Genomic DNA, 12483 nt, shown 5'->3' with positions numbered 1-12483 from the left:
AGGGAGGGCTTCAGCGGGTCGTTCGCGTCGTCACACCCTGATCTCGCGGTTGAACCGCTCGATCCAGGCGCTGCGCTGCTCGTTGATCTTCGCCCAGTCCTGGAACACGAACTTCTGCGCGATCTCGGCATGGTCCTTGGCCAGGCTCTTGGCGAGTTCGCCCTTGATCGCGACCTTGGTGTTGGTCGGCACGATCAGGAACGGCTCCTCCATCAGCTTGGTCTGGACCTCCGGCGACAGGGCGGCCTCGATCAGCTTGAAGGCCAGTTCCTTGTTCGGGGAGTTCCTGACGACGTGGATCGTGGTCTTGAAGGCGATGGCGCCTTCCTTGGGGATGACGAACTCCACCGGGACGCCGCGCGCCTTCAGGATCTGGATGGCGTTGAAATTGCCGGGGGAGATGTCGATCTGGCCCTGCTGGAACAGGGTGGCGAGCTGGCCGGGGTTGGCGGCGACGGCGGCGAGGCTCGGGCGCAGCGCCTCCAGCGCCTTGAAGGCGGGATCGATGTTGGATTCCGACCCGCCATGCATCTTGGCCAGTTCCACCATGAACCCGGTGCCGAGCGTGGAGTTCAGGTTGGTGATGCCGACGCGGCCCTTGAATTCCGGCTTCCACAGATCGGCCCAGGAGGTCGGCGGCGTCTTCACCGTCTCCGGGTTGTAGGTGATGCCGACCACCTGGAAGAAGGGCGCCGGCCCCATCGGCACCTGGGCTTCCGGGATGAGATCCTTGTAATGGGCGCTCTGCTCCACCGGATAGGGTTCGACCAGATCCTGCGCGATGGCCTGCAGCGCGGGGCCCGGATCATGCAGCATGACGTCGATCGGCGGATTGTTCTTGGCCGCGTTGACCTTGGCGATCTGATCGACCGACAGCATGGGGTCGAGCACCATGTCGGCATTGCCGGTCGCCTTGCGGAAGGCGGGGACCAGCGCGGCCTTGTGCGCCTCCTCCCAGCTGCCGGTGAAGGTCGCGAAGACCAGCGGGCGCGCCTGCGCCCAGGTCAGGCCGGGAAAGGCGTGCATGGCGCCCAGCGTCAGGGCCGTCTGCATCAGGGTGCGGCGGGTCAGCAGCATTGATTACTCCTGTCGGATGGGGGAGGGAATAGGAGAAAGAGGAAAGTCGGATCAGGCCGCGGCGAAGACCGAGGCGAGGCGGGGGGCGACCGGGGCGAGGCGCACCGGTGTGCCGGGGGCGAACAGGCCGGCGCGGTCGATGCGCGGTTCGGACACCTTCACGGCGGACCCGTCGGCGACGCGCACCTCATGGACGACCGTGGCGCCCAGCGGCAGCCCCATCTCCACCACGCCGTTCAGCGTGTCGGAGCCGGCCGCCGCCGGATCGACGCGGAGGTGCTCCGGCCGCAGGCAGACGGTGACGCGGGCGCCGGGACGGACGTCGCCCTTCGGGGCGCGTGTCTCGATGGTGCCGCCGGCATCCAGCCGCACCGTGCCGCTTTTGCGGTCGGCGCCGAGCAGGACGCCGCCCAGCAGGTTGGCGGAGCCGACGAAGGTGTTGACGAACAGGCTGTCCGGCGCGTCGTAGATCTCGGTCGGCGGAGAGAACTGCTCCAGCCGGCCCTGGCTCAGAACCGCGACGCGGTCGGCCATCGACAGCGCCTCCTCCTGGTCGTGGGTGACCAGGATGGTGGTGATGCCGGACAGGCGCTGGATGCGCTTCACCTCGATCTGCATGTCCAGGCGCAGGTTCTTGTCCAGCGCCGCGAACGGCTCATCGAGCAGCAGGATCGACGGGTTGACCGCCAGCGCGCGGGCCAGCGCCACGCGCTGCTGCTGCCCGCCCGACAACTGGCGCGGCATGCGGTCGCCGAGATGGCCCAGCTTCACCAGATCCAGCATGCGCCGGGCCTCGCTGCGCTGGGTGGCGCGGTCGACGCCGCGGGCGTCCAGCCCATAGGCGACGTTCTCCGCCACCGTCATGTGCGGGAACAGCGCGTAGTTCTGGAAGACGATGCCGACCGAGCGGCGGTTGGGCGGCAGACCGTCGATGGCCTCGCCGCCGACGATGACGTGGCCCTTGGTCTGGGCCATGAAGCCGGCGATGATCCGCAGCAGGGTCGTCTTGCCGCAACCCGACGGTCCGAGCAGGGCGACCAGCTCGCCGCCCTTGATGTCGAGCGTCACCTCGTTGACGGCCAGCGTATTGCCGTAGCGCTGGGTGATCCCATCGAGAAGAAGCGTCTGCCCACGCTGGGCCGACTGGCTGCTTTGCGAGGCTCCGACCATGGCTGCACCGTCCGTTTCGTGTTGCGCTTTGCAGATACTTAGATAGCAAAGCGCATGCCGTTTTCGGACTTACAGATTTATATCAATGACTTAGACTGTTTTACGGCGTTTTGGTCGATGGGTGGTGCCGCCCCAGTGATGCTGAAACAAGCGGCAGGCGCAGGCAATCGCCTAAATTTTTGGCAGAGGCGACAAGCTGCCTGCCCTTCACAGCAGCGGCAGATCGCTGCCGCCGTTCACGATGTCCACCGTGCCGGAGATCAGGTTCTCCGCATACAGGGCCTCCAGATCGATGCCGCCGGCCGGGCGCACCGGGCGGATGGCGCGGATCCAGCCGGCGATCGACTGTTCCTGCCGTCGGCGGATCGCTTCGGCCTCCTCCACCGTCACCGCCTGGAAGGACAGGCGGTCGCCGGGGCGCAGGCGGCCGGCGCGGGGCAGGTCGGCGGAGATCACGGTGGCGATCTTGGCATAGCCGCCGGCGGTCTGGTGGTCGTTCAGCAGCAGGATCGGCTGCCCGTTGCCCGGCACCTGGATGGAGCCGGTGACCAGCCCGTCCGACGGGATGTCGGCCGACCCGCGATGCTGCAGAGCCGGCCCCTCCAGACGCAGGCCCATGCGGTCGGCCTGCTTGCCGACATGGTAGTCCGCCGACAGAAAGGTCGCCAAAGCCTGCTCGGTGAAGCGGTCGTCCTGCGGCCCGAGCACGACACGCAACGGCCCGACGCCGTACTCCGGCGGCTGCGGCAGTTCCATATCCTGCTCATCCGGCGGCCCATCCGGCGCGCCATCGCGGACCAGCGGCAGCCGGTCGTCCTGTCCCAGGGGGCGCCCGCCGAGCGGGCCGATGCCGGCGCGGACATAGCTGGACAGGCTGCCCATCACCGGAGCCAGCGCGAAACCGCCGGCCACCGCCAGATAGGCGACCGACGCCCCATCCACCGCCCCCAGCCGCAGCAGGTCGCCCTGGCGCAGGCTGTGGCTGCGGTGGGGCTCCAATGGCCGGGCAGGCTCCCCCTCGCGTTCCAGCGTCATCGCCAGCGGGCCGACCGCGGCGATGCGGACGGCGGCGGCGTCCACCCGCAGGACGGGGCCGAGCAGGGCGATCTCCAGCCCCGCCATGTTCTGCGGGTTGCCGACCAGCGCATTGGCCAACCGCAGCGCCACCGGGTCGAGCGCGCCGGCCACCGGCATGCCCAATTCCTGGAAGCCGAAGCGGCCCAGATCCTGGATCGTCGCGAACAGGCCCGGCCGCACCACGGTCAGAAAGGCGCTCATGATGCGTCCCTCAGGCTGGCGGGATCGAAGCGGCCGGCAGCCGCCGCCTGCGCGATGCCGTCGAAGGCGGTGCGGTCCACCGCCTCGAAGCGCACCCGGTCGCCGGCTGCCAGCAGGACGGGATCGGCCCGTCCGGCATCGTAGAGCGGCACCGGGCAGCGGCCGATCAGGTGCCAGCCGCCGGGACTTTCCCATGGATAGACGGTGGTCAGCCGTCCGGCGACGGCGACGGAGCCGGCCGGCACCCGCACCCGCGGCTCCGTCCGGCGCGGCCGTTCCAGCTCCGCCGGCAGGTCGCCCATGTAGCCGAATCCCGGCATGAAGCCCAGCATGTAGACGAAGTATTCGGCCGATCCGTGCAGTTCCGCCACCCGCTCCACGGCCAGTCCCAGCCCGCCGGCCAGTTCCGCCAGATCGGGGCCGAAATCGGGGTCGTAGCAGACCGGAAGGCGCCACAGCCGCCCTTCGGCCGCGGCGGCGTCGCTGCCGGCCGCCGCCGCCTCCACCGCCGCCTGCATCTCCCGCCGCCCGGTGGCGACCGGATCGTAGACCACCAGCAGCGAGCGGAAGGTCGGCACCGTCTCCACCAGTCCCGGAGGGGGATCGGCTTTCAGCCGGGCGTGCAGCGCCATGACGCGGGCGTTGGTCGCCCGGTCGATGGCCTCGCCGAACTCGACGTTGAAGGCGGTGTCGCCTGCGGTGGTGAAGCGGATCTCCACGCCCAAGCTCCTCACCCGATCATCATCGACGGCAGCCACGTCACCATGCCGGGGAACAGCCACAGCAAGGCCACCATCACCATCATCAGCAGGAAGAAGGGCAGGCTGGCCTTGCCGATGGTGAAGATGTTCCGGCCGGTCATCGCCTGCAGCACGAACAGGTTGAAGCCGACCGGCGGGGTGATCTGCGCCATCTCCACCACGATGATGATGTAGATGCCGAACCACAGCAGGTCGATGCCGGCCTGCTGCACCATCGGCAGGATCACCGAGGTGGTCAGCACCACCATGGAGATGCCGTCGAGGAAGCAGCCCATCACGATGAAGAAAGCGGTCAGCGCCACCAGCAGCGCCGCCGGCGACAGCTGCATCGTGGTGATCCACTCCGCCAGCAGGCGCGGGATGCCGGTATAGCCCATCGCCACCGTCAGGAAGGCCGCGCCCGCCAGGATGAAGCCGATCATGCAGGAGGTGTGGGCGGCGCCGAACAGGCTGTCGCGGAAGGTCGTCCAGTTCAGCGTCCCGGTCGCCAGCGCCAGCACCAGCGACCCCAGCACGCCGATGCCGGCGGCCTCCGTCGGGGTGGCGATGCCGACATAGATGGAGCCGAGCACCGCGACGATCAGCAGCATGACCGGGATCAGCGCGCCGGTGTCGCGGATCTTCTCGGCGAAGCTCCGCGACGGCTCCCGCGGCGGCACCCGGCCGGGTTTCAGCAGCGACCAGCCGCCGACATAGGCCATGAACAGTCCGGTCAGCACGATGCCGGGGATGACGCCGGCGATGAACAGCCGGGCGATGGACACGTCGGCGGCCACGCCATAGACGATCATGATGATCGACGGCGGGATCAGCAGCCCCAGCGTCCCGGCCCCGGCCAGCGATCCGATGGTCATCATCGGGTCGTAGCCGCGCCGGTTCAGCTCCGGGATGGTCATGCGGCCGATGGTGGCGGCGGTGGCGGCCGACGACCCGGACACGGCGGCGAAGATCGTGCAGCCGATGATGTTCACATGCATCAGCCGGCCGGGCAGCCAGCCGGTCCAGGGCGCCAGCCCCTTGAACATGTCGGACGAGATGCGGGTGCGGAACAGGATCTCGCCCATCCAGATGAACAGCGGCAGGGCGGTCAGCGTCCAGGAGGTGCTGGCCCCCCAGATGTTGGTCGCCATCACCATGCCCACCGGCCGCGTGGTGAACAGCGCCATGGCGACGAAGCCGACCCCGGCCAGCGCCAGCGCCACCCACACGCCGGTCCCCAGCATCAGGAACATCGTCACGACGACGACGATGGATGCGGTCGTCTGATCCATCGTTCAGCCCTCGCTCTGCATGGCGGCATGCTGGTAGGAGGCTTGGCCGCCCCGCAGCACCGCCACGAGATCGTCCAGCAAGGCGATCACCAGCACGACCAGCCCGGCCGCCATCAGCGCCTGGGGGATCCACAGCGGGATCGGCAGCACGCCCTGGCTGATGTCGCCGAAATCATAGGAATCATAGGTCATGCGCATCCAGTACCAGGCGAAATAGGCGCTGAGCGCCGTGCCGAAGGCAAGGCAGGCCAGTTCGAAGGCGCGGCGGGGGGCGCCGTGCAGGCGCTCCACCAGCACGCCGACGCGGATATGGGCGCCGCGGCGCAAGGCCGGCCCCAGCATCAGGAAGAAGGATGCGGCCATGCAATAGCCGGCGAGCTCGTCGGCCCCCGGAACCATGCGGCCGGCGAGGCGGCTCACCACCTGCGTGATGATCAGGACGGCAATGGCGGCAAGCGCGACCGCGCCCAGGATCTCGGCGGTTCGGTAAAGAATGGACAGCGCGGTGCGCATGGCGCAACCACCTCCTGCGGTCGGTCGGGGCGAAGGGGCGTGGCGGCGGCATCCCGGCCGGCACGCCGCAGCGGGGCGTCAGGGATACCGCGCACACTCAACGGCTGGTTACTGGCAACGGCCGGTTACTTGCGGAAGGCGGAGATGATCGCCTCGCCGTCGGCACCGGCGGCCTTGGTCCATTCCTCGGTCATGGTCTTGCCGACGGCGGACAGGCCTTCCTTCAGCGTGTCGGACGGCGGCAGAACCTTCATGCCGTTGTCGGCCATGGTCTTGTTCAGCTCGGCCGTCTTCTTCTCCCACTCGGCCCAGCCGGCGGCCTCGGCCTTGGCGGCGGCGCCCTGGATCGCCTTCTGGGTGTCGGCGTCCAGCCCCTTCCACACCTCGGTGTTGACGAAGACCATGTTGCGCGGCAGCCAGGCCTGGACGTCGTAATAGGTCTTCACGAAGTCCCAGGCCTTGGTGTCGACGCCGGTGGCGGCCGAGGTGATCATCGCGGAGACGATGCCGGTGCCGAAGGCCTGCGCCACTTCCGCCGCCTCGATCTTCACCGGGACGGCGCCGCTCAGCTCGGCGATGCGGGTGGTGGCCGGGTTGTAGGCGCGGAACTTCTGCCCCTTCAGCCCGTCGATCGACTGGATCTCGTCCTTCACGTAGAGGCCCTGCGGCGGCCACGGAATCGAGTAGAGCAGCTTGAGGCGCTGGCGCTCCAGCTTCTTTTCGAGATACGGCTTGGAGACGTCGTAGAGCTTGCGCGACGCCTGGAAGTCAGTGGCGAGGAAGGGCACCGAATCGAGGCCGAACAGCGGATCCTCGTTCGCCCAGGAGCTGATGAGCACCTCGCCCAGCTGCGCCTGCCCGGACTGGACCGCGCGCTTGATCTCCGGATGGCGGATCAGCGAACCGTTGGAATGGACGGTGATCTGGATCTTGCCGCCGGTGGCCGCCTTCACGTCCTCCGCGAACTGCTTCACCACCACGGTGTGCAGGTTCGTGTCGGGGTAGGGGGTCGGCATGTCCCAGGTCTCGGCGAGTGCCGCCAGCGGTCCGGCGGCGACGCCCAGCCCCAGCAGGCCGGCGACGATGGGACCGGCCATCCGGGTGACGAGACGGGCTTGCAGCGTGTCAGCGGTCATGATTTTCGGAAGCTCCCTGTTTGTTGGCCGAAGCGGCGCCCGCCGGCCTTCTGGCCGGTCGGACGGTGGGCAGGAGCCGGATGTCCGGCCCGGCCGGAGCCTGCGCGAGCAGCCCATAGCCAAGGCATCGTGACAGCGGCCTCCCTGATCCTGCCCCTTCGGTCTCCAAGGGTTCACCGTTCCGAGCGATCCGTCAAATCTCCAATGTTTCAAAAGGGGAAAAAATCAGCGCCGCTCGCCCCTTAAGGGCGGGCGGCGAGTATGGGCGATCAGTAGATCAACTCGTTCTCGCCGCTGCCCTCGGCCAGCACCAGCTCGCCGCGGGCGGCGAGATCCTTGGCCAGCTGGACCATGTACATCTGCGCCTCGTCCACGTCGCGGACGCGGACCGGGCCCATGGCGGCCATGTCCTCGCGCAGGATCTTGGCGGCGCGCTCGGACATGTTGGAGAAGAACAGGTCCTTCAGCGACTCCGACGCGCCCTTCAGCGCGGTGCCCAGCTTCTGCTTGTCCACCGTCCGCAGCATCGTCTGGACGCCGCCGGGGTCGAGCTTGGACAGATCCTCGAAGGTGAACATCAGCGACTTGATGCGCTCGGCGCTGTCGCGGTTGCGCTCCTCCAGCGCGGCCATGAAGCGGTGCTCGGTGGTGCGGTCCAGCCCGTTGAAGATCTCCGCCAGCATCTCGTGGCTGTCGCGCCGGCTGGTGCGGGCGAGGTTGGTCATGAACTCGGTGCGCAACGTGCGCTCCACGTCGTCCAGAACCTCCTTCTGCACCGCCTCCATGCGCAGCATGCGCATGATGACCTCCATCGCGAAGCTTTCCGGCAGCTGCGCCAGCACCCGGCCGGCATGGTCGGAGCGGATCTTGGACAACACCACCGCGACGGTCTGCGGGTACTCGTTCTTCAGATAGTTGGACAGGACCGACTCGTTGACGTTGGTCAGCTTGTCCCACATGGTGCGGCCGGCCGGACCACGGATGTCCTCCATGATCTGGTCGACCTTGTCCTTCGGCAGGGTCTTCAGCAGCAGCCGTTCGGTCGAATCGAAGGAGCCGACGACGGTGCCGCTCGACGACATCTGCTCGGCGAATTCGACGAACAGGCGTTCGATCAGGTTGGCCGACACGGTGCCCAGGTTGGCCATCACCTGGGACAGCTCCTTGATCTCCTCGTCGTCCATCAGCGAGAACAGCTTGGAAGAATGCTCCTCGCCCAGCGCGAGCATCATGATGGCGGCCTTTTCCGGGCCGGTGAGGGTCCGGTAGTCCTCACGAACCTTCTGAGCCATTGCTGCCCTTCATGTCTGCGCGATTGCCGTTGTCGGCAGATTATTGCGGCAAACATCGTTAACAAACGATAAGGAAGCCTCCAAAGAGTCTCAAATGCGGCGGTTTCGCGGCAGTCGGGACCGGCGGAGAAGGCGCCGGGCATAGGCATACGCCCATATGTGAAAACAGATTTACAGGAATATGAAAATCCTGTAACTCCATCCTCACACAAGCCACGCTTCGGCTTTTCGAGAAGGCGTCGAGGGGATGGGGCCACCGATTCAGACGGGATCGCTGCTGATCCGGATGCAGAACTGTCAGCCGCAGCTGCCGGCGGCGCTCGCCAAGGTGGGGGAATGGGCGCTGGCCTATCCCTTCCGCACCGCGACGCTGAAGATCGGCGAGCTGGCGGCGGCGGCGGAGGTGTCGGTGGCGTCCGTCAACCGCTATGCCCGTTTCCTCGGCTATGACGGCTATCCGGAGTTCCGCGAGGATCTGCTGCGCGCCTTCCAATCCACCTTCGCCCCGGTGGAAAAGCTGCGCGTCGCCGTGCAGCGCGACACCTCCAATGCCGAGATCATGCGGGAATCGCTGGCCAGCGACGCCGGCAACATCACCCGCACCATGGAGTTGCTGCAGCCCGAACAATGCGAGGCGGCGATCCGCCTGATCCGCGACTCCAGGCGTGTCGTGGCGCTCGGCCTCGGCGACAGCGCCTATCTCGCCCTGTTCCTGGCCGACGTGCTGGAGCCCTATGTCGACCATGTCCGCGAAGCCGTCGAATTCGCCGGCACCGAGCGCACCATCCGCCGGCTGATGACGGTGCAGCCCGGCGATCTGGTGATCGCCATCACCTCGCCGCGTTATTCGCGCCGGACCATCGAGCATCTGCAGCTGTGCCGGGAACGCGGGGCGAAGGCCATCGCGCTGACCGACGCGCCGGACAGCCCGATCGTCCCGCTTGCCGACGTCACCCTGCTGGCCGGGGCCGACCATGGCGTGCGCCACAGTTCTCCGACCGGGCTGATGGCGCTGATCGTGGCGCTGGGCACCGCGCTGTCCCGCTCCGGTCCCGAGAGCGTCGGACAGGCCGCCGACGTCGCCGAACGCATCCTTCCCTACCTCCACGTCGTGCCGAAAGCCAAGCGGCCGACCGAGTGAGCAGGGCTTTCCTTTCCACGCGCCAAAGAAGCTGAAAAGCGATGACGATCTCCTATTGGAACGGGCGTTACCTGCCGCTGGACGAGGTCCATGTGTCGCCGCTGGACCGCGGTTTCCTGTTCGCCGACGGCCTCTATGAGGTGACCGCCGCCTATCAGGGCCGCCTGTTCGAGCCGGAGGCGCACATCGCCCGCCTGCAGCGCGGCCTGTCCGAACTGCGCATCGACTGCACGCTGTCGGCCGACGACTGGCTGGGCATCATGCAGCGGCTGGCCGCCTCTTCCGGCATCGACGGCGATCTGACGGTCTATCTCCAGGTCACGCGCGGCGCCGCCGCCGGCCGCGGCCATGCCTTTCCGGCCGGCGTCACCCCGTCGGTGTTCGGCATGGTCAGCCCGCTGAAGCGCCCGCCCGCGGCGTGGCGCGACCAGGGTGTGGCCGCCATCACCATTCCCGACATCCGCTGGGGCCGTTGCGACCTGAAGACGGTTGCGCTGCTCGGCAGCGTGCTGGCGCAGCAGGCGGCGACCGATGCCGGCGTCGTCGACGCCCTGCAACTGCGCGACGGTCTGGTGACGGAGGGCGCCGCCACCAACATCTTCGTGGTCAAGGACGGCGTCATCGCCACCCCGGTCAACGACACCCGCATCCTGGAAGGCATCACCCGCACCGTCATCCTGCGGCTGGCGGCCGAGGCCGGCCTGCGGCTGGAGGAGCGCGACATCCCGGCGGCCGAACTCGACGGCGCCGACGAGATCTGGATCTCCAGCACCACCAAGGAAATCACCCCCGTCACCAGCCTCAACGGCAAGCCGGTGGGCAGCGGCGCGCCGGGCATGCTGTGGCGCCGCATGTTCGGGCTGTTCGCCGAAAGGCTCGGTCGATGAGCGGTGCGGTTGCCGCAAAGGCGGTCGACACCACGCGGGCCCCGCTGCCGGTGCCCCTGCTTTCGGTGGAGGGGCTGAGCGTCGCCTTCGACGGCGAGCATGGTCCCGTGCGCGTGGTCGACGACATCAGCTTCACCGTGGCGCCGGGCGAGACGGTCGCCATCGTCGGGGAGTCCGGCTCCGGCAAATCGGTGACCTCGCTGTCGCTGATGCGGCTGGTCGATTATGCCGGAGGCCGCATCGTCGGCGGGAGCATCCGCTTCAAGGGCCGCGACGGTCGCGAACGCGATCTGGCGTCGCCGCCGGCCGAGGCGCTGACCGACATGCGCGGCAACGACATCGCCATGGTCTTCCAGGAGCCGATGACGTCGCTGAACCCGGTCTTCACCATCGGCGACCAGATCGCCGAGGCGGTGATGCTGCACCAGGGTCTCGACCGCAAGGCGGCGCGGGCGGAAGCGCTGCGCATGCTGGAGAAGGTGCGCATTCCCGAGCCGGCGCGGCTGCTCGACCGCCATCCGCACCAGCTGTCGGGCGGCATGCGCCAGCGCGTGATGATCGCCATGGCCCTGTCCTGCCGGCCGTCGCTGCTGATCGCCGACGAGCCGACCACGGCGCTGGACGTCACCATCCAGGCGCAGATCCTGCGGCTGATCCGCCTGCTTCAGGACGAGATGGGGATGGGCGTCATCTTCATCACCCACGACATGGGCGTGGTGGCGGAGGTGGCCGACCGCGTGGTGGTGATGTGGCGCGGCCGCAAGGTGGAGGAGGGCACGGTCGAGCGCATCTTCCAGGCGCCGCAGCACCCCTACACCAAGGCCCTGCTGTCCGCCGTGCCGAAGCTGGGCGCCTTGCGCGGCCAGGATCTGCCGATGCGCTTCCCCCTGCTGGTGGTGGACGGCGCCAAGGACGGCGCCAAGAACGACGCCGCGCCGCCGGCCCCGCCGCCGGTGCAGGACACCGTGCGCGCCGCCGACGCCCCGCTGCTGGAGGTGCGCGACCTCACCACCCGCTTCGACGTGCGCAAGGGCATCTTCGGCTCGCTGAAGGCCCGCGTGCATGCGGTGGAGAAGGTCAGCTTCGCCGTCCGTCCGGGCGAGACGCTGGCGCTGGTCGGCGAGTCCGGCTGCGGCAAGTCCACCACCGGCCGCACCATCATGGGGCTGCAATCCGCCACCTCCGGCAGCATCCGTTTCGACGGTGTCGACACCGCGACCTTGGATTCCAACGGCCAGGCGAAGCTGAAGGAGAAGATCCAGTACATCTTCCAGGATCCCTTCGCCTCGCTGAACCCGCGCATGACCGTCGGCTTCAGCGTCGCCGAACCGATGCTGGTCCATGATTACGTGCCCACGGCCAAGCCGGGCCTGTCCCGCCGCCGCGCCGTCGAGGAGCGGGTGGCGGAGCTGCTGACCCAGGTCGGGCTAAAGCCGGAGCATGCGCGCCGCTATCCGCACGAATTCTCTGGCGGCCAGCGCCAGCGCATCTGCATCGCCCGCGCGCTCGCCTGCGATCCCAAGCTGATCATCGCCGACGAGGCGGTGGCGGCGCTCGACGTGTCGATCCAGGCGCAGATCGTCAACCTGCTGATGGAGCTGCAGGCCAAGCGCGGCCTGTCCTACCTGTTCATCAGCCACGACATGGCGGTGGTGGAGCGGGTCAGCCACCGCGTCGCGGTGATGTATCTCGGCCAGATCGTCGAACTCGGCCCGCGCCGCGCGGTGTTCGAGAACCCGCAGCACCCCTACACCCGCCGCCTGATGGCGGCGGTGCCGATCGCCGATCCCAGCCGCCGGACACGCGACCTGAGGCTTCTGACCGGCGAGATCGCGAGTCCCATCCGCAACATCGGCGACGAGCCGGCGGTGCAGCCGCTGGTGCCGGTCGGCGACGGCCATTTCGTCGCGCGCCACGCCGTTGGCGGCGACTTCTAAATCAAGATAAGGAAGACATC

General features: G+C 68.2%; 11 protein-coding genes. 3 read left to right on the top strand and 8 right to left on the bottom strand.

The window, feature by feature from the left end; all coding sequences use genetic code 11:
• Positions 1-30: 30 nt before the first annotated feature.
• From DM194_RS20685 to fliG, 8 genes are all read right to left on the bottom strand, one after another.
• On the bottom strand, positions 31-1077 hold the full coding sequence (locus tag DM194_RS20685; RefSeq protein WP_111069452.1) for an ABC transporter substrate-binding protein: 1047 nt from the start codon (positions 1075-1077) through the stop codon (positions 31-33).
• A 51-nt stretch (positions 1078-1128) separates the two neighbouring features.
• Entirely contained in the window at positions 1129-2247 is a 1119-nt protein-coding gene (locus tag DM194_RS20680) for an ABC transporter ATP-binding protein (protein ID WP_111069451.1), read from the bottom strand.
• Positions 2248-2454: 207 nt separating this feature from the next.
• Complete coding sequence (locus DM194_RS20675) at positions 2455-3525, bottom strand: 5-oxoprolinase subunit C family protein (RefSeq protein WP_111069450.1); 1071 nt, start codon at positions 3523-3525, stop codon at positions 2455-2457.
• Positions 3522-4250, bottom strand: a complete 729-nt coding sequence (gene pxpB, locus DM194_RS20670; RefSeq protein ID WP_111069449.1) for a 5-oxoprolinase subunit PxpB — start codon at positions 4248-4250, stop codon at positions 3522-3524. Before pxpB ends, DM194_RS20675 begins: the two co-directional genes overlap by 4 nt.
• 5 nt (positions 4251-4255) lie before the next feature.
• Positions 4256-5557: a TRAP transporter large permease gene (locus tag DM194_RS20665; RefSeq protein ID WP_111069448.1), complete on the bottom strand. Its 1302-nt coding sequence runs from the start codon at positions 5555-5557 to the stop codon at positions 4256-4258.
• A 3-nt stretch (positions 5558-5560) separates the two neighbouring features.
• The gene (locus tag DM194_RS20660) at positions 5561-6070 is read right to left on the bottom strand and encodes a TRAP transporter small permease (RefSeq protein ID WP_111069447.1); all 510 of its coding nucleotides are present in this window, start codon (positions 6068-6070) and stop codon (positions 5561-5563) included.
• 125 nt (positions 6071-6195) lie between these two features.
• A complete protein-coding gene (locus DM194_RS20655; protein ID WP_246024540.1) occupies positions 6196-7206 on the bottom strand; it encodes a TRAP transporter substrate-binding protein in 1011 nt (336 codons plus the stop codon).
• A 269-nt stretch (positions 7207-7475) separates the two neighbouring features.
• Entirely contained in the window at positions 7476-8498 is a 1023-nt protein-coding gene (fliG, locus tag DM194_RS20650; RefSeq protein WP_111069446.1) for a flagellar motor switch protein FliG, read from the bottom strand.
• A 247-nt stretch (positions 8499-8745) separates the two neighbouring features.
• Here fliG and DM194_RS20645 point away from each other — a divergent pair, with 247 nt between their 5' ends.
• The 3 genes from DM194_RS20645 to DM194_RS20635 are packed head-to-tail and all read left to right on the top strand — an operon-like array spanning position 8746 to position 12463.
• On the top strand, positions 8746-9639 hold the full coding sequence (locus DM194_RS20645; RefSeq protein ID WP_111069445.1) for a MurR/RpiR family transcriptional regulator: 894 nt from the start codon (positions 8746-8748) through the stop codon (positions 9637-9639).
• A 41-nt stretch (positions 9640-9680) separates the two neighbouring features.
• Entirely contained in the window at positions 9681-10526 is an 846-nt protein-coding gene (locus DM194_RS20640) for a D-amino acid aminotransferase (RefSeq protein WP_111069444.1), read from the top strand.
• Positions 10523-12463: an ABC transporter ATP-binding protein gene (locus tag DM194_RS20635; protein ID WP_111069443.1), complete on the top strand. Its 1941-nt coding sequence runs from the start codon at positions 10523-10525 to the stop codon at positions 12461-12463. The genes DM194_RS20640 and DM194_RS20635 overlap by 4 nt, the downstream gene beginning before the upstream one ends.
• Positions 12464-12483: the final 20 nt, after the last annotated feature.

The organism is Azospirillum ramasamyi (genome assembly GCF_003233655.1).
GTDB classification, from domain to species: domain Bacteria; phylum Pseudomonadota; class Alphaproteobacteria; order Azospirillales; family Azospirillaceae; genus Azospirillum; species Azospirillum ramasamyi.
Note: the sequence above shows the minus strand (reverse complement) of the source record. Positions and strands in the feature narration are given on the sequence as shown.

Bases quoted from the DNA above. Each gene is read 5' to 3' on its own strand.
- DM194_RS20685 (WP_111069452.1), bottom strand. From the start codon at position 1,077: ATGCTGCTGACCCGCCGCACCCTGATGCAGACGGCCCTGACGCTGGGC.
- DM194_RS20680 (WP_111069451.1), bottom strand. From the start codon at position 2,247: ATGGTCGGAGCCTCGCAAAGCAGCCAGTCGGCCCAGCGTGGGCAGACG.
- DM194_RS20675 (WP_111069450.1), bottom strand. From the start codon at position 3,525: ATGAGCGCCTTTCTGACCGTGGTGCGGCCGGGCCTGTTCGCGACGATC.
- DM194_RS20665 (WP_111069448.1), bottom strand. From the start codon at position 5,557: ATGGATCAGACGACCGCATCCATCGTCGTCGTCGTGACGATGTTCCTG.
- DM194_RS20660 (WP_111069447.1), bottom strand. From the start codon at position 6,070: ATGCGCACCGCGCTGTCCATTCTTTACCGAACCGCCGAGATCCTGGGC.
- DM194_RS20655 (WP_246024540.1), bottom strand. From the start codon at position 7,206: ATGACCGCTGACACGCTGCAAGCCCGTCTCGTCACCCGGATGGCCGGT.
- fliG (WP_111069446.1), bottom strand. From the start codon at position 8,498: ATGGCTCAGAAGGTTCGTGAGGACTACCGGACCCTCACCGGCCCGGAA.
- DM194_RS20645 (WP_111069445.1), top strand. From the start codon at position 8,746: ATGGGGCCACCGATTCAGACGGGATCGCTGCTGATCCGGATGCAGAAC.
- DM194_RS20640 (WP_111069444.1), top strand. From the start codon at position 9,681: ATGACGATCTCCTATTGGAACGGGCGTTACCTGCCGCTGGACGAGGTC.
- DM194_RS20635 (WP_111069443.1), top strand. From the start codon at position 10,523: ATGAGCGGTGCGGTTGCCGCAAAGGCGGTCGACACCACGCGGGCCCCG.